General features: G+C 26.5%; 17 protein-coding genes. 2 read left to right on the top strand and 15 right to left on the bottom strand.

Annotated elements, in window-relative coordinates; all coding sequences use genetic code 4:
- Position 1: 1 nt before the first annotated feature.
- From SCHIN_RS03480 to SCHIN_RS03450, 7 genes are all read right to left on the bottom strand, one after another.
- Positions 2–2,395: a hypothetical protein gene (locus SCHIN_RS03480; RefSeq protein ID WP_166508251.1), complete on the bottom strand. Its 2,394-nt coding sequence runs from the start codon at positions 2,393–2,395 to the stop codon at positions 2–4.
- A gap of 88 nt (positions 2,396–2,483) precedes the next feature.
- Entirely contained in the window at positions 2,484–3,218 is a 735-nt protein-coding gene (locus SCHIN_RS03475; RefSeq protein WP_166508250.1) for a hypothetical protein, read from the bottom strand.
- A 195-nt stretch (positions 3,219–3,413) separates the two neighbouring features.
- The gene (locus tag SCHIN_RS03470) at positions 3,414–4,319 is read right to left on the bottom strand and encodes a deoxyribonuclease IV (protein WP_166508249.1); all 906 of its coding nucleotides are present in this window, start codon (positions 4,317–4,319) and stop codon (positions 3,414–3,416) included.
- Positions 4,320–4,328: 9 nt separating this feature from the next.
- A complete protein-coding gene (locus SCHIN_RS03465; protein WP_166508790.1) occupies positions 4,329–5,216 on the bottom strand; it encodes a riboflavin kinase in 888 nt (295 codons plus the stop codon).
- Positions 5,217–5,268: 52 nt separating this feature from the next.
- Positions 5,269–5,592 carry a hypothetical protein gene (locus tag SCHIN_RS03460; protein WP_166508248.1) on the bottom strand — a complete coding sequence of 108 codons (324 nt, stop codon included), beginning with the start codon at positions 5,590–5,592 and terminating at the stop codon, positions 5,269–5,271.
- 126 nt (positions 5,593–5,718) lie between these two features.
- On the bottom strand, positions 5,719–6,012 hold the full coding sequence (locus SCHIN_RS03455) for a hypothetical protein (RefSeq protein WP_166508247.1): 294 nt from the start codon (positions 6,010–6,012) through the stop codon (positions 5,719–5,721).
- A gap of 12 nt (positions 6,013–6,024) precedes the next feature.
- Positions 6,025–6,714: a hypothetical protein gene (locus SCHIN_RS03450; RefSeq protein WP_166508246.1), complete on the bottom strand. Its 690-nt coding sequence runs from the start codon at positions 6,712–6,714 to the stop codon at positions 6,025–6,027.
- Positions 6,715–6,814: 100 nt separating this feature from the next.
- On the opposite strand from SCHIN_RS03450, the gene plsY reads away from it, so the two are divergent.
- A complete protein-coding gene (plsY, locus tag SCHIN_RS03445) occupies positions 6,815–7,663 on the top strand; it encodes a glycerol-3-phosphate 1-O-acyltransferase PlsY (protein WP_166508245.1) in 849 nt (282 codons plus the stop codon).
- Between the two features lie 145 nt (positions 7,664–7,808).
- Complete coding sequence (locus tag SCHIN_RS03440) at positions 7,809–9,440, top strand: 1-deoxy-D-xylulose-5-phosphate synthase N-terminal domain-containing protein (RefSeq protein ID WP_166508244.1); 1,632 nt, start codon at positions 7,809–7,811, stop codon at positions 9,438–9,440.
- Positions 9,441–9,489: 49 nt separating this feature from the next.
- Here the strand turns inward: SCHIN_RS03440 and SCHIN_RS03435 are convergent, their stop codons facing one another.
- The 8 genes from SCHIN_RS03435 to SCHIN_RS03400 form a co-directional block, all read right to left on the bottom strand.
- Positions 9,490–10,176: an MBL fold metallo-hydrolase gene (locus tag SCHIN_RS03435; RefSeq protein ID WP_166508243.1), complete on the bottom strand. Its 687-nt coding sequence runs from the start codon at positions 10,174–10,176 to the stop codon at positions 9,490–9,492.
- Between the two features lie 136 nt (positions 10,177–10,312).
- Positions 10,313–10,528 carry a YneF family protein gene (locus SCHIN_RS03430; RefSeq protein ID WP_166508242.1) on the bottom strand — a complete coding sequence of 72 codons (216 nt, stop codon included), beginning with the start codon at positions 10,526–10,528 and terminating at the stop codon, positions 10,313–10,315.
- Between the two features lie 58 nt (positions 10,529–10,586).
- Positions 10,587–12,551, bottom strand: a complete 1,965-nt coding sequence (gene tkt, locus SCHIN_RS03425; RefSeq protein WP_166508241.1) for a transketolase — start codon at positions 12,549–12,551, stop codon at positions 10,587–10,589.
- Positions 12,552–12,660: 109 nt separating this feature from the next.
- On the bottom strand, positions 12,661–14,595 hold the full coding sequence (locus SCHIN_RS03420) for an AAA family ATPase (RefSeq protein WP_166508240.1): 1,935 nt from the start codon (positions 14,593–14,595) through the stop codon (positions 12,661–12,663).
- A 1-nt stretch (position 14,596) separates the two neighbouring features.
- Positions 14,597–14,920, bottom strand: coding sequence for a hypothetical protein (locus tag SCHIN_RS03415; protein WP_166508239.1), 324 nt, complete (start codon positions 14,918–14,920; stop codon positions 14,597–14,599).
- A 91-nt stretch (positions 14,921–15,011) separates the two neighbouring features.
- Positions 15,012–15,518 carry a hypothetical protein gene (locus SCHIN_RS03410; RefSeq protein ID WP_166508238.1) on the bottom strand — a complete coding sequence of 169 codons (507 nt, stop codon included), beginning with the start codon at positions 15,516–15,518 and terminating at the stop codon, positions 15,012–15,014.
- Positions 15,518–15,742: a DUF896 domain-containing protein gene (locus SCHIN_RS03405; protein WP_243745712.1), complete on the bottom strand. Its 225-nt coding sequence runs from the start codon at positions 15,740–15,742 to the stop codon at positions 15,518–15,520. Before SCHIN_RS03405 ends, SCHIN_RS03410 begins: the two co-directional genes overlap by 1 nt.
- A 54-nt stretch (positions 15,743–15,796) precedes the next feature.
- Positions 15,797–16,762, bottom strand: a complete 966-nt coding sequence (locus SCHIN_RS03400; protein ID WP_166508237.1) for an ROK family protein — start codon at positions 16,760–16,762, stop codon at positions 15,797–15,799.
- Positions 16,763–16,938 lie beyond the last annotated feature (176 nt).

The following is a 16,938-nucleotide window of genomic DNA, read 5'->3' as shown; positions in this document are numbered from 1 at the left end:
ATTAATATTGGTCTGTCTCGCTACTAAGTCAAGTAAATACAACTCTATCTTCTATGATGCTTATATAATGATTGTTAAAAACAGTATTGTCATAGACATTTGTTTCAAAACTATGGTTTTGTAAATAAACTGGTCCTTTTAATCTACCTTCAACTATTGTTTGGGTTAATTTGGTAACATTAACACCAAATTCTAAAGTCGAATCATTTTTTGTTATATTAGTTGTTAAACCATAAGTTTCTTGTTTTGCTCCTTGAGAACCTAGTGATAGATAATGGAAATACAATTCACCATTTTCTCTCATATAAGCACCTTTTAAATTTGTAGGAATATATAAATAAACTGGTTTATCTGAAAGTGTTTTGCTAGAAATTTCATATAGTCAATAAGTTCAAGTGTTTTGTTTTGTTTTTGAAATTATGTGTATTGTGTTGTTTTTGATAAATACAAAACCTGTGTCATCGAATTCTTTAATAAAATTAATTGAATTCTCATCCATTTTTTTGTAATAAACAGATCCAGTAGTTGTAATAAAGACTAAAATATTATCATTAATATCAAAGTAATTTACTGAATAGTTTTCTATTATTTTTTCAACTTTATCTTCACCAAATTTGAATATACCTTGTTCATTTGAAAAAATAATGTCTTCATCATATTTTTTTACACTTTTAATTGATAAATTTGAATTGTCATTTTCATAAAATTTATTATAGGTTACTTCTTCAAAATTCATGTTTATTATGTAAAAACCATCAGTCATTTCAAAGAGAATTTTGTCAAATTCAATTGAATACATAGCTTTGATTTTAGAATTATCAAAGTTATTTCCCATCTCAATTTCTATAGGGTTTTTATTTGATTCGTAATATAGTATTTTTTTGTTAGAGCTATTTTCTCTTTCAGATCATATAACAAGATTATTTTGATAATTACTATTTATTGTAATTGCACTAAAATATCTATATAAATTTTGGTTAAAAGTATTTTCATATTCTCATCCACTTCATGAAAATAGCAATGTATAACTAAAAGTTATTTCACCAACTAGAAAGTCTTTACTAATTGAGGTTGGAATTAAAAACTGTATTACTATCTTATTATTATTTTTCGAATCATTTTTAAAAGATATATTATTTTCTAAACTTTGATAATTATCTAAATCATTTCTACTTTCAATAAATTTAATTATATTTCTAGAATTAAAACTACCACTTTCAAGTTTTAAATCGTCTGTACTGATAATTCCAAGTTGAGTATTTTTGATTACTTCATTTGCATGCTTTGCTCCAAATAATTTACCACTTCATGAACCTTCAAAAACTAAAATACTTTGTTCGTTAGTGTTTTTTGGCTCGACTTTAAAAGTTTTATCATTTAGGTTCATATTTAATTTTATTAGTTCTTTTAATTCGTCTATTTCTACTTTAAATTTTTCACTTATTGTTTTATAAATAAAATCTGTTCATGCTATTTCGTTTTCTTCTGGTATTCCTTTTGAGTTAATAACTGATTTTAAATTAATTTCATCTAAATTATGATAGATTTTTCTATCAGCATTTAACAAATGAGAACCAATTAATTTTGTATCTGAGCTTATTAATGTCCCCTCTTCAACATCTTCAACTTTAAAATCCTTTTCTGTTATTTTGTACTCAGAGTATAAATTTGAAAACCCTGGTTTAGTTGAATAGTAATTATAAATTTTTTCACTACTTATGTTTGAAATTGAACCAACATGATAATCAAAAAATTTATCAATTCTCATTTTTGGACTAAATGAAATTTCAAGTTTTCCCCCATATTTGTTTTTATAAAAATCAAGAGATTTATTTTTTATATTTTCTCCTGTTAAATCAACTTTCATACCATTGAAATAGTTATAGTTAGTATTTGTTAAAATTTTGGTAATGTAATCATCAGAATTTATGAAACTTAAAAAATCATAACTTTGTGTTAAAAATTCTTTCATTTGATTTTCATCGGTGAAATTAAAGTCTAATTCACCAAAATTTGGATTTTTTATTTTCTCATTTATATCTGTTTTATTGCCAAAATACATATTAATAGATCCATTAGCTTTTTTGAAATCTAAAGTAAATCTGTTATCTGCATACGAATCTTTCGTTACTACTATGTTTTCAGTAACGTTAAAATTTTTATCATCTCTAAAAAATGTATTTAAAAAACCATACACTTCCTTAACATTTAGAATTTCCAAATAATAATCTTCATCTAAATATCTTGATAACTTTCTATAAGCTCTTTCAGCTTCTCTGTTTTCATTTTCATTATCTGTACCACTACTTCTTGAACTTATTTGACAAGAAACAACAGTAGTTGTTGATACTGCTAAGTAACTGAAAACAGTTAATATTTGCAATATTCTTTTCATTTTTATTCCCCTTCACCCTTATTTTATAGTTTTTTTTCCATTTTTTTGAAATAATTATGGAAAAAATAAAAAACCAGGTTAACTGGTTTTAAATAACATTTTCTAATGGTAAATTGGTTTCTCCAGGTTCTATTGTATAATTCTTTTCTAAATAAACAATGGCATATATTGTATTTATTAAGGGTAAACAATTCACAATAATAAAGAATACATATTTTCTTTTACTGTATATCTCTTTCTTTTTACCAATTCTTAATAAGAAAAATCTTATTAAGATTGAAAATAAATAAAATCAAACTATCAATAATGCACGTGCAACTACATCAAATGATTCAATAGTTTTAAATAAATTATTTATAGAACCATCTAGCATTGAACCTATCAAGAAAAATGTAAATATTATGTAAATTAAATCTACAATTATAAATGATAGATAGATATTGCTTTTTTTGGTTGTATATTTTAAATCATCAATTTTATAGTTACTTATTGTTAATTTTATTACAAATAAAAATCAAGATAGAAAACCAATAATTGGAATAAAAGAAAGGAAAAGAGTGGTTTTAAATAATATCTGGTCACTTTCTTTAACATAAAGTTTGTTATAAATTTTGATCTTGTTAGCAATATTTGTAATCAAAATTACATAACAACATATTGGGAGTATCCAAAAATGTGTTTGATTTACCTCTTTTATAATTCTAATAAGGTTGATAATAATAATATCTGTTAATATCATTTCAAAAGCACAATCAAGTCATCCGCCAATTATTCACTTGCTTTTTTCTGTATTTTTTTCTTTTTTTTCAAGCTCTTTTTTCATATTTACTCCCCTTTAACTTTTTTGATCTTATTTTTAAGCTTGATAATTAATATTTTTTTTAGTGTTATTAAATGTTTTAATTTTCTTTCGACAAATAATAAAAAATCATTTGTTAAATCAATCTTATAATTAAAAAAGAAAAAAGCAATTAAATCAAAGGTTAAAAAAAATAAAAAACCAGGTTACCTGGTTTTTTTAGTCTTCAATTATTTCTAAATTAAAGTTATCTTTAAATTTGTTTTCTTTTAACATCTCAATTTCAACTTTATAAGGACTAGTTTTTTCATCTAATCAAGGAGTTTCAAGTAAAATTGGTATTTCTTTAAATAAAGGGTTGTGGACAACACTTGCCAAAGCTTTAAAACCAATATAACCATATCCTATGTTTTGATGTCTGTCTTTATGTGCATTTATTGGATTTTTTGAATCATTTAAGTGAATTGCCAATAATTTATCTAAACCAATTGTTTGATCAAATTCATCAACAACTTTATCAAAGTTATTTTTTACATCATAACCAGCATCATGCATATGACAAGTATCAAAACAAACACCAACCATATCTTTTCTTTCAACTCTGTCTAAAACGTATTTCATTTCTTCAAATGAAATACAAACTTCTGTTCCTTTTCCACTCATTGTTTCAAGCGCAACTTTTACTGGAGTATTTGGCAATTCTTTGTAAACTAGGTTCAATCCGTTAGCAACACTCTCTAACGCTTGCTCTCTGGGTGCTCCAACAGCAGCTCCGGGGTGTAAAACTACAGTGTGTACACCAATTGCTTCAAGACGAATTAATTCTTCTTTCAACAGTCTTACACCAAGTTCAAAGGTTTCTGGTTTTACAGTATTTGCAAGATTTATTGTATAAGGACCGTGACAAATAACTTTAGAAATGTCTATGTTATTGTCCTTTAATAAAGTTTGAAATTCTTCTATATTTAGTTTTTCTGTAGCAGTTCTTATTGTATTTTGAGGAGCTCCTGTAAAAAACATTAAAGTATTTGCACCATTATCAATAGCTTCTTGTGCACTTCCTATTAAGTATTTGTTTTTTGAGTTCATCCCAACATGACTACCTAAATAAAATTTATTTTCCATTAATTTCTCCTAAAAAAGTGGTTTAACTTTTCTTACTTTTTCTACATCATTTGCCAATGTTTCTTTTAATTCATCAAGTGAATTGATTTTTAAATTATCTCTAATTTTTTCAATTAAAGTTATGTCAACTTTTCACCCATAAACATCTTTGTCAAAATCAAGAATAAATGTTTCAAAAACCTCTTCGTCCATTTCGTTTTTTCAGTAACATCCAGCTCCCATAAAATGTTGTTGAGTTGATTCTAAATAAACATCAACTGCAAAAACACCTTTACTGATTGGTAAAATTTCATCAGTTACTACATTAATTGTTGGAAAACCAATAGTTCTTCCAAGTTGTTTTCCTTGAACTACTCTCCCACTAAACTGGTAATTTAAATTTGTAAGTTTTTTAAACTCATCAAATTTACAATCTTTTAAAAGTGAAGTTAATTCAGTGTTGTCTGCTTTTGAATAAAAATCACCTTCAATATGACAATTTTCTTTTCAATTTTCTCTATAAAAATCAAAATTAAATCTATCTGATTGTTTATAACAATAGTTTTGTGCTATTAAAATTTCTTTAATTTTTAAAAAACCATCAATATTTTTAAATAAATTTTCATCGGTATTCATTCTCATCATTTGATGATCTATATAAAATACTAAATAATCTACTCCTGCTGCTTCTGCTTTTTTTTGTATATTGTTTTGGTTTCAAATAGCTGAATGTATTTCATTTTTAATTGGTACAAAAAGAGTTGTTTTTAAACCTTTCTTGTTAGCAATTTCTTTTAATCTTTCGATTTGTTTGTCTTCAAATTCGTTTCAATTTTCAAAATCTCCAACCAATGCAATGCTTTCATCCAAATAAAGCATAATCATGGTCATATTATTGTATGTAAAGGTTGTAGTCATAATATCTCTCCCTCAAAAAATATTATAGACTAATTAAATAAAAAAAGGACTATTATAATAGTCCTTTTGCTTTATCACTAATTTCTTTTTCTTTTTTTGCTTTAGCTTTTGCAAGTCTAATTTGTCTTTTGAATTCTTTTTCAGCTTTTTCAAAATCGAATTTATCAATCATTCTATCCTTGAAGGTATAGTATTCAGCATCAGTTCTTAGTCAAAATTCTCTTCAACAACCAGTTGTTGTACATTTGATGTGATCATCTCTTCTATCGAATGCAAGTTGTGGATGTTGACAGTTGAAAATTGTTTGATTTACATAAATTCTGTCTGTTCTTAATCTTAAGTTTTCATCCATTTCAAAAATCTTTTTATTGCTCATACTTTTCTCCTTGAAAATCTTAATATGATTATAGCACAAAATTACTCACATTTATACCCCCCTATCCACTTATAAGCTTCCCCCACTGTTTTTGGTAATAAAAAAAGTACATTGTTAGATGTACTTCTATTTATTTAAAATTTTTGTTTCGACATATTTTTGTTCTAATTCTAAAGTTATCATAGCGCCCTTAACTTCACTTAATCTAACTCCAAGTTCAGTATCGCGTTTTCTTCTTGAAACTAATGAGTTAAATACAAAGAAACCAAATAATGGTAGAAAAAATCATCAAAATAGATTTTTTCTAGCTGCTTTTTCAATTTCTTTTTCACTTTTTTTAAGAATTTCAATTTGTTCTTCTATTCTTGTCAATTCTTCTTTGATTTGATCAGTGCTCATATCATTGTATTTTTCAAACATGTTTTTTTTCTCCTAATTAGTTGGTGCTAAAACCAGAATTAAAATTTGATTTATTAAATGATTCATTGATTGAAATACTATTTTTACTTCATTTGAATGTGCAAGAAATTCTTGTTTTTCACTTTCAACCCCAACTCCCTCAAGAGAAGAGTAAATGTTTTTTGTATCTTGTAAGAATCTTACCAATTGCTCTGTTTTTGAAAGTTTTACTTGAAAATCTTTTGTTTCAAGAATTTCCTCATTTAATTCAACTATTCTTTCATAAAAAACTTTGTTTCATTCTTTGAGTTTTGAATCATTTATTATTTCTAAATAACTATTTGTATATAAAATAATTTGTCTTTCAAAAAAAATTGAAATGTAATCTAAAAAGAATGTTCCAGGATCTTTGAAATCAACTTCTCCTACTTCATAACAATATTTTTCTCATTCAACTTCTGTTCTGTAAAAGTAATTATATCTTTGTAGGAATAAAGTTAACATTAAACTAAAATCAAATGCATCATCTGATAAGTTTTTTTCTAGTAAGTTTGATAAACCTTCAAAAATAACTTTAAGGTTATTTGTTTTTGCAAGACCCAAAATTTCATCTCTGATTTCGTCATTAATGTCAATTTCATCTCAAGCTAAAAGTGCTTGACTGTCACTTTTAAATAGTTCTAATATTATTTTGTTTAAATTAATTTTATTTTTTAAATCCATGATAACACCTCGTAGAAATATTTTTTATTTCTTTACTATTTTACACTAACTTCTTGCATATTTATATCTAATTGTAGTATTATTAAATAAGGTTTTATCAATGAAAGGCGTGAGCAATGTGTACATAGGTACAATAATTGCCTCTGTAATTGGATACTTCTTAGGAAGTTTTTCATTCTCTATTACAGTGGTGAAAATAAAAGCAAAACAAGATGTTAGAGAAGTTGGGAGTAAGAATGCTGGTGCAACAAATGCAAGTAGAATTTTAGGAAAAAAATGAGGAGTTCTTATAATGCTGCTTGATTCATTAAAAATTATGGCAACAGCATTTATAGCAATTGCTTTTACATTAATAGATAATGATTTATTTAATAAAACAAGTTTTATAATACCTGCCCTTTTCACTTTAATTGGACACTGTTATCCAATTTATTATAAATTTAAAGGTGGAAAAGCTGTTAGTTGTTTCTTGGGAATTATGATGATAACTAACTGAGTATTATGTATTGGATTTGTATTGGTGTGAATTATTTTAATTTTGTTATTCCAACGAGTAAGTATTTCTTCAATATTTGGAGCAATAATAATTGCAATGTTAATGTGAATTCCTCAAGTTTCTGGAGGAAGTTCATTTGAATTAAATGGATTTACTTTCTTTAGTGAAGTATATGAAAAAGGTTATTACTTTGTATGATTCAACAGTTTCCACAAATGAAGTGGAGTTGCTTTCTATGATAGTTTCTTAACAATTAATATTATAATTACTCTTTCAACAGTAATTTTAATAGTAAGACACTCTCAAAATATTGTTAGATTATTCAAACACGAAGAACCAAAATTCTTCCACTACAAAAGTAAAGATCTTGCAAAAAAAGATAACGATAAAAAAGATGATAAAGTAAAAAAAGATGATAAAAAACAAGAAAACCAAATAAAAGAAAATGTATAATCTTAAACCTGCAAAATATTGCAGGTTTTTATTTTTTAGACTTGACTTAGAGTAAGTCTAAGGGTATACAATAATGATATGTTGGTGAAAAATAACTGACAAATTAATATAGAATATTAAAAATAACAATAAAGGAGATATTAAAATGTTATTAAAAGATTATAAAGGAATTAATGATTTAAAAGATCTTGACAACCAAGGTTTAGAAGAACTTTCACAAGATCTAAGAAACGCTATTATTGCAGAAAATGAAGCTAATGGTGGTCACTTAGGAAGTAACTTGGCAGTTGTTGAATTGACAGTTTCTTTACTAAAACATTTTCAAGATAAAGCAAAAATTTTATTTGATACTAGTTACCAAGCCTATTCTTACAAAAGATTAACAGATAGATTTGATATTTTTGAAAATATGCACAAGATTGATGGATATAGTATTTTTCAAGAAACTCATGAAGGTGACCCCTACTCTGGTGGACACACATCAATTAGTGCTGCTTGAGCTAGTGGATACAAAAAAATAGATAACGAACTTGTAATCGAAGTTATTGGTGATGGTTCACTTGCTTCAAGTATTGGACTTGGAGGAATGCTTAACTTTGCAAGTGATTTAAAAAATAAAGGTTTATTTATTTTAAATGATAACAAACAAGGAATTGGTATTAATAAATTTAACTATTTAAACTGAGAATTAATTGCTAAAGGAATGGATTTTGATTATATTGAAGTTCAAGATGGTCATGATTTTGATGAACTTGAAAAAGCTTGAAAATTCTTTGAATCTTCAAGCAAAAATGTTTTTGTAAAAGTTAATAGTGAAAAAGCTAAAGGATATAAAGTTTTAACGCCAGAACAAGCTTTACACTATACTTATCCAAAAAATTACACACCTTCACAAGATAAAACATTTATTTCATCAGTTGAAGTGTTTGTAAATCAATTGGATGAAATTTTAAAAGATAAAAATTCATATGTTTATATGGCTGGAATGATGTATGCATTTGGGTTATCTGAAGTTGCAAAAAAATATCCTGGTCAAATAATTGATGCAGGAATTGCAGAAGAAATTGCTATGATAGAAGCTGCAGCTGCAGCTAACTTGGGTAAAAAAGTATATTTAATTATAGCTTCTAGTTTCTTTCAAAGAACCTATGATCAAATAGTACACGATCTTATAAGAAACAATTCTAACCTAACAATAATAATTGCTGGTGCAAATTATAGTTTAATTGGTGACAGTCATCACGGTATTTATGATTTAAACATGTACAATGCATTTGAAAGTATTTTAATTTACCAACCCTCAACTGTTGGTGAATTTAATAAAGCATTGTTTGATTTAAATTATAAAGGAACTAAAGTTATTAGAGTTGAAGATTTAATTGAAAATGTTGAAAATAAAGTTGATTTAAATAAATGAACTTATGATGTGAATGTTGATGCAAACAAAGTTGTCATTGCTTATGGTTCTTCATATGAAAAACTAAAAAAATACATTCAAGAAAACAATTTAAATGTAGGATTAGTTAAAGCAGTATCTTTAAACCCTATTGATAAGGATTTAATTCAACAATTAGTTGATGATAATAAACAAATTTATACATATGAACTTGTTTTTGCAAAAAATAACTTAGCCTCTTCTATTAGAGTTAAATTTGAAAATACATTAATTAAAGATTTCTCATTTAGAAAAAACATTATTGGACGTGCAAGTGATGATTATATTATGAAAAATAATAATCTTGATTTTGATACAGTCTTTAAGTCAATTGAAGAATAAAAAAAATGGAACATTAAGTTCCATTTTTTTTGGCAAAATTTATAATCTTTTATAATTCATTTCCGTTGATAATTTTGTAATATCTCTTTTTAATAATGTTATTTTTCTCAAGCAATTCTCTTATAGTAAAACTATGTTCGAAATGCCCAGGAAATAATGAATATCCATTTGTATAGTTATCAAATATAAATTTGATACTATTTAATACTTGAATTTCATCATCAGTCATTCCTGCTACACCAATCACATCGTGATCTAAGAATAGCGAATCTCCGTTAAAAATACATTTTAACTTTGAGAATTCTATTATGATGCTTCCAGCTGTATGTCCTGGAGCAGGTATTATAACGATATCATAACCGTTAATTACTCTTTCTTCATGCTTAGTGATTACCTTTAAATTTCTAATTGGTAATGGATGTCAATCACTATCTAAGACATTGTAGAAAGAACTTAGATTTTTTGATGAATCAAACATCATAATCAGATCGTCTTTTCCAATATAAACGTTTGGATGACCAAATTCTTTACAAATTTCATTTATCCCATAGAAATGTGGAAAATGGCCATGTGTTATAAATATATCTGTAATTAATATCCCATTTTTTTTACAGAATTTTATGATGTCTGTGTACTTATTGTTCGCTGTATCAATAAGAATACCTTCAAGTTTGTCGTTATAAATTAGATACGCATTAGTATTTTTGAAATTCTCATCACTAAATACTTGTATCAATTAATTCACCTCTCTAGTATTGTATTTTTTTGCCTTTGTTATTATACATAGATTTTTAAAAAAACCAATATTTTTTTAAAAAAAATAAAAAAAGTATCTATATTGCCATTTTTTTTCACAAATAAAAAAAAGAGGATTATTTCCCTCTTTTTACAGCGTTCATTGTTTTTTTAATGTCTGCTTCTGATGGTTTTCTACCCATACTTCTGTACATTGCTCTAATTTGGTTCTCATTGATTGGTGGATTATCTTTTAGTTGTTTTTGAATTACTCTTCTTGTAATTATAAAACCTATAATTCCCCCGACTATTGCAGCTGCAATAGCAATTAATAAAACTCCTCATCATTCCATAAGTCTATCCTCCAATAATTAATAACTGTTTTACATATAAAATACTACCATATATTAATTATTTTTGACACTTTAAAATGTCATTTGCAATATTTTCTGCAGTAAATCCAATGTGATTAATAACATCATTGAATGGAGCTGAATATCCAAATGTGTCAATTCCAAATGCTTTTCCATCATCTCCTAAGAATTGATGTCATCCAAATGTTGATGAAAGTTCAATTGAAAATCTTTGACTGTTTTTGTCAATGATTTGATCGATGTAACTTTGATCTTGTCTTTTAAATTCATTCATATTAACCATTGATACAACATTTACTTTTTTACCACTAGCTTTTAAGATTTCTTTTACATCCATTGCAAGAGAAACTTCACTACCAGATGCAATTAAAGTAATATCTGGGTTTGCTTCGCTTGAAAGTAAGTAAGCACCTTTATTAACATTTTCAAATACATTTTTATGTTCTAATTCTTTTAAGTTTTGTCTTGTTGCAATAATTACACTTGGTTTTTTAGTGTCATTTAATGCTGCTAAGTAACTTGCTTGAGTTTCTGCCATATCACAAGGTCTAAATACATTAATGTTTGGCATACTTCTTAGCATTGCAAGTTGTTCAATTGGTTGGTGAGTTGGTCCATCTTCACCAACTGCAATTGAGTCGTGAGTAAAGATGTAAAGTGTTTGTAAATGCATTAAACTGCTCAATCTAATTGCAGGTTTCATGTAATCTGAGAATACAAAGAAACCTGATGCAAATGGCAATAGCCCTTTGTGTAATGCAATACCGTTGTTAATTGCTCCCATAGCAAATTCTCTTACACCATACATGATATTTCTACCAGTTTTGTTGTTGTAATCGTAATTTCCATCAGCACCTTTTGCTTTTGTAGATTCAGTTAAATCAGCACTTCCACCAATTAAAGCAGGAATTTTACTGTTTAAGTAATTTAAAACATTTCCACTTGAAACACGAGTTGCTTGTTCTGCTTTTTCGTTTAATTTTTCAAGTTCAGCTTCTGTAATGTCTCATTTTTTGTTAATTGCATTTTCTAATTGTTGTGCAAGTTCTGGGTGTTTTGCTTTATATTGTGAGTATAGATCTTCTCATTCAATATTTGCTTTTTCCCCTCTTTGTGCAACATTTTCGTTATAAAAATCATAAATATCTTGACTTGGTGAAAATTCAGGTAAATCTCATTGGAAGTATTTTTTAACAGCTTCAATGTCACTTCCTAATGGTGCACCGTGAACTTTTTGAGTCCCTTGGTTTGTTGCTCCAAGACCAATAACAGTTTTAACTTCAATGTAAGTAGGTTTGTCGCTTTTTTTAGCAGTTTCAATTGCTTTTTCGATAGCGTCTAAATCTTCTCCATTTTCAATTTTTAATGTATTTCATCCTGCAGCTTTAAATTTTGCTTGAATATCTTCACTTTGAGCTACCTCTACTGGTGCATCAAGTTGAATATCGTTTGAGTCATGGAAAACTACTAATTTGTTTAATTTGTATCTTCCTGCAAAAGAAATAGCTTCTTGACAAACACCTTCTTGTAAATCTCCATCTCCACATAATACGTATGTGTAGTGATTTACAATATCAAATCCGTCTTTATTATATTTTTCAGCTAAATGACTTTCTGCAAGAGCCATTCCTACTCCCATTGCAAATCCTTGTCCTAAAGGACCTGTAGTTGAGTCTACACCCTCTGTATGCCCATATTCTGGGTGACCTGGTGTTAATGAGTTAAGTTGTCTAAAGTTTTTAATCTCATCTATTGATAGTTTAAATCCTGATAAATGTAGTGCTGAGTAAAGAAGTCCACTTCCATGTCCTGCACTCAATACAAATCTATCTCTATTAAATCACTCTGGATTTTTTGGGTTGATATGCATTGATTTAGTAAATAAAGAATACACAATTGGAGCAGCTCCTAAAACAATTCCAGGGTGACCTGAGTTTGCTTTATTAATAGCTTCTATTCCAAGGATTCTCATAGCATTTAAATTTTTGTTTGATTTATTCATATGTCTTTTCCTTTGACCTTTCAAAATTAATTATATAATTTTCCAAACAAAAATTACATATTTAGAGAAAAAAATGAAAAAAAACTAGTCATATATATGACTAGTTTAATTAATCTAATAAAGTATCAAAAATCTTTCTAAAATTAGCTTCAGTTTTTTTATCAATTAATTCATTATTGTTAATAACTAAATTTTTAAAATTAACTGCATTTGCAATAGTTTTATTATTCAAATTGAAATTATCAATAATTTTCTTGCTAAATAATGATTCTATAACTGTAAAATCTCCAAAATCATTCAATGTGTGACATTCGTTTATTAATTTTGAGGTTTCTTCTTTGAATTTTTTACCAGCATCGTCCCCATCCACTAAGAATATAGGATCTTTTTTTATTCTTTTAACTTCTTCAATCACCTTTTTGCCATCTTTTACTCCTTGTACTGGTAAAAAGTGGATTTTTTCATAACCTAGTACAATTTTCATAGCTGTTAAGTATAAATAATCAGTCATTCCTTCAACAAAAATAACTATATTTTCTGGATCTAAAATAACGTGTTGTTTAACTGTTAGAGCTTCTAAAATTCCTTTTGTAACGTTCCTGTCATCTTCTTCTTCGAAAGCTTTAACTGTGAAGTGATTTTGAATTTTTAAACTTTTATCATCTTGTCTGATAATTCTCAATTCTTCTAAATAATCATTATCCACAACAAATGGAGAATGTGTTGCTAACACAAAAGTTATTTTATTTTCAAAAGCAAATTTTTTTAAAAATTTTCTAAACTCAATTGCTGCTGAAGGATGTAAATTAGAAGCAGCTTCATCTATTAATACTATATCTCCGTATTGAAGTTCATTCATGTATAAAAAATTAAAGTAAAAGTTAAAGAATCATTTAAATCCTTCAGATTGATCATCAATATTAATATATTCATTAGACTTTAAAATATTAAATTTTATTTTTGCTTCATTCAATTTAATTATGAACTCATATTTTTGTTCACCGTGATTAAATACATCATTAAAATGTTTTGATATTTCTTTTGTTTTTGATGCAATTTCTTCATTAAGTTTATCAATAGCACCAGAGTTTTTACCTGAAATATCATTTACAAAAGTATGTGTGATTTTTTGTTCAGAAATTTCAAATTTATCAATTATCAATGTTTTTAAAAAATTATTAAAAGAATCACATGGATTCTCTTCATCTTCAATAACACATGTTAAGTCTGATGATTTAAATTGTTGAGCACCGTATCAATATACACTTGGAATAAAGTTTAAATTGTATTTATTTTTATAGATACCGCTTATATAATCTGGATTTTCACAACCTATTTCTTCATAATATTCTTCTAATTCTTCTTTGCTAAGAGGTTCTTCTTCAACTATATCTATATTCTCAAGTGTAGAAAAAATATTTTCTTCACCCTCATCAATTGAATTATTATAGTTATTTCTGAGATACTCAGTAATATATTTTTGTAAAATTATAAAATAACTTAGACAATATGTCTCATCTTTTTCAAAACATTTACCCTCTTTAATTCCTAAAATTTTTTCACTAGTATGTTCTATTGTTTCTAACTCTTCTCTTGAAATATTTAATCTATGTTTCAATCAAATATCATAAATAGATAAAGCATTATTTACGGTCTCTAAACCAAGTCTAAAGGTTTTTTGTTTTCATTCATGTTTAATTACTTCTTTATTCTTGTTTGTTGTTTCTAAAAAGGTTTGGTCGATTAATTTTGTAAGTGTATAATAATCATCCTCATCTTTTGCTATTAAATTAATTTCAGGTTCGGAATCATTATAATTATAAAAATTTACTCTATCAGATTCTTCTAATTCTTCATCGTTATCAATTCTAAATATTGCTTCTAATATATTTGATTTACCAACATTGTTTGGGCCAATCAATGTCAATATGTCACCAGGATTTTCTATTGAATAATTTAAAATTAACTTTTCCATCTCTTTTGAGCTAGTAGCATCAATAGCTATATTTTTAAATTGTTTTAGTTTTAAATATCTCTCACTCATACTATTTTCCCTCTAATATTTTTTCTATTATTTTTTTTAATTCTACAAATTCACTATAATTTAATGATGGAAGTTCTGTTATTATTCTTTGTAATGGACTTTGCTCCCCAGTTCTTTTAATTAAAAACTGTAGTATATGATTTTTTGTAGAATCCTTATTGTTTTCTATATACTCTAAAACTTCTAAATAATTTTTAGGTATAAGTTGCTTTTCATTGTTTTCATACAAATCAATAAATTTGTAAAGCGTAGGTCTTGTTATGCCTAAAAATTTACTTAACTCTGATATTCTGATATCTAAATCCTTTAATATTATTTTTAGCATTGTCCTCACCTCAATATTAGTATACATACATTTTACAAAAAGTGTAAAATTATTTCATTTTTTGTAAAATAAAAAAACGACTATTGTCGTTTTAAAATCTTGAAGTTGTTGGACCATTGTTGACGCTTGAAACATAGTGATCTTTTTTAGATTTAATTCTCATAAAATTAAAACCTTCACTTTTTTTGATCTTTGCAACAATAATGTAAATAATTAATGTTGAAAAGTAACCAAATCCAGGTATCAAACCAAGAATGAATATGTAAATAGTTTTTCATTTTGAGCTACTTGTACTACTTGCTAACATTCAAGTTGAAAATGAAAATCAACATGTTTTTGAATAAAAGAAAGCACAAAATACTACAGCACTTGTTACAAGACTTTCCATTACACCTTTATTAAAATTGAAAATATCTGTTTTTTTACTTAAAAGAGCTAAAGTTACCAAAGTTGCAATGATTAAAATTTGAATAACACCAGAAACAATGTATTTTATAAAAGTACCAGAATTAACTACTCTATTTTCTAAATGTCTTTTTGGGATTGAATAACTTACAACACCAAACATTTCAGGAAATACTAAGAAAATTGCATCCATTATTTTTGTCCCTCTTTTTGTTTTTCTTTAAGTTTTTCTGGAGTTACGTCATTTCCCTCACTATCAACAACTTTAATTGAAGCTAATTGTTCTTCAAATCCTTTTTTAAAGTTTTTAATGTATTCTGCTCTTAATTTTGCTTGCTCTTTTTTTTCTGAATCTGTCAGTTCACGTTCTTTTTTGATAGCTGCCAATTCATTAATTCTTTTAATTAATTTTTCCATTAATATTTCATTCCTTTTATCTAATGATATTATTATATAAAAAAATTGAAAAATCTAGAAGATTTTTCAATCATTTAATGCGTAATATGCAGATCCGATTAAAATTGCATCATTTCCTAATTCAGCAATTTCAACAACGATATCTTGTGCAAATTTTTCAATTATATATTTTTTAATGCTTTTTGAAATAATTCTTGTTAAAAGTGGTCCCATATTTGTTAGACCTCCAGAAATAATTATAGCTTCTGGGTCAAGAGCATTTATCATTGTTGCCATGTGCATTACTAATGGTTCTAAAGCTTCTTGCAATATGTCTAAGATTTCTACAGGTTTATCATTATCTTCATAAACTGAGATAATATCTTTTGTGGTAAATGTTTCAAAATCTTTAAAGTAGTTTGCTGCAGGATGACCTGGATTTTCATCAAATTTATCTTTAAAGTAGCGAGCAATTCCAGGACCTGATGAAATTGGTTCAATACATCCTAAAAGTCCACATTTACATTTGTATTTGTTTTGGTATACTCCACCACCATGTCCAAATTCTCCACTAAATCCTCTTGAACCTGACATTAATTTTCCATCAAGAATTAGAGCTCCCCCAATTCCGCTATCAACAGTATAGAAAACTATTGAATCATATTGTTTTGCAGAACCAACTCAAAATTCTCCTAATGCTGCTGCATTTGCATCATTTAAAACTAAAATTGGTTTATTAAATAAACTTTCAGCTTTATCTTTTAAGTAATAGTTATTTCAATCTAATGCAGCTGCATATCTTACAATTCCAACCATATGGTCAACATAACCAGCTGATGCAATCCCTATTTTATCAACAGAATCTTCATAATTAATCCCAATTGTATCTAAGCTTTCTACTATTTTTTGATATAAATTTTCTAATATCCCTTTTTCAAAATCGTGTTCTACAAAAAATTTTGCTTGGATATCTCCGTATTGATTTACCAATGCGATTTTAGATGAGTTAACACCTAATTCAATAGATAAAATCAGTTTCATGTAAACCTCCCGTATTTAATTTAAATCTAATTTATATATAGACATTTATAAATATTATATACAAAAAAATATCAATAAAATGATATTTTTATTATATCAACATTTTAGTGGCACTTTTTAGTTTTTAGACCCAAGATTACAATATGAAAATAAATTCCACAAAAAAAACACTCAAA

Source organism: Spiroplasma chinense (assembly GCF_008086545.1).
Classification (GTDB): Bacteria; Bacillota_I; Bacilli_A; order Mycoplasmatales; family Mycoplasmataceae; genus Spiroplasma_A; species Spiroplasma_A chinense.
Note: the sequence above shows the minus strand (reverse complement) of the source record. Positions and strands in the feature narration are given on the sequence as shown.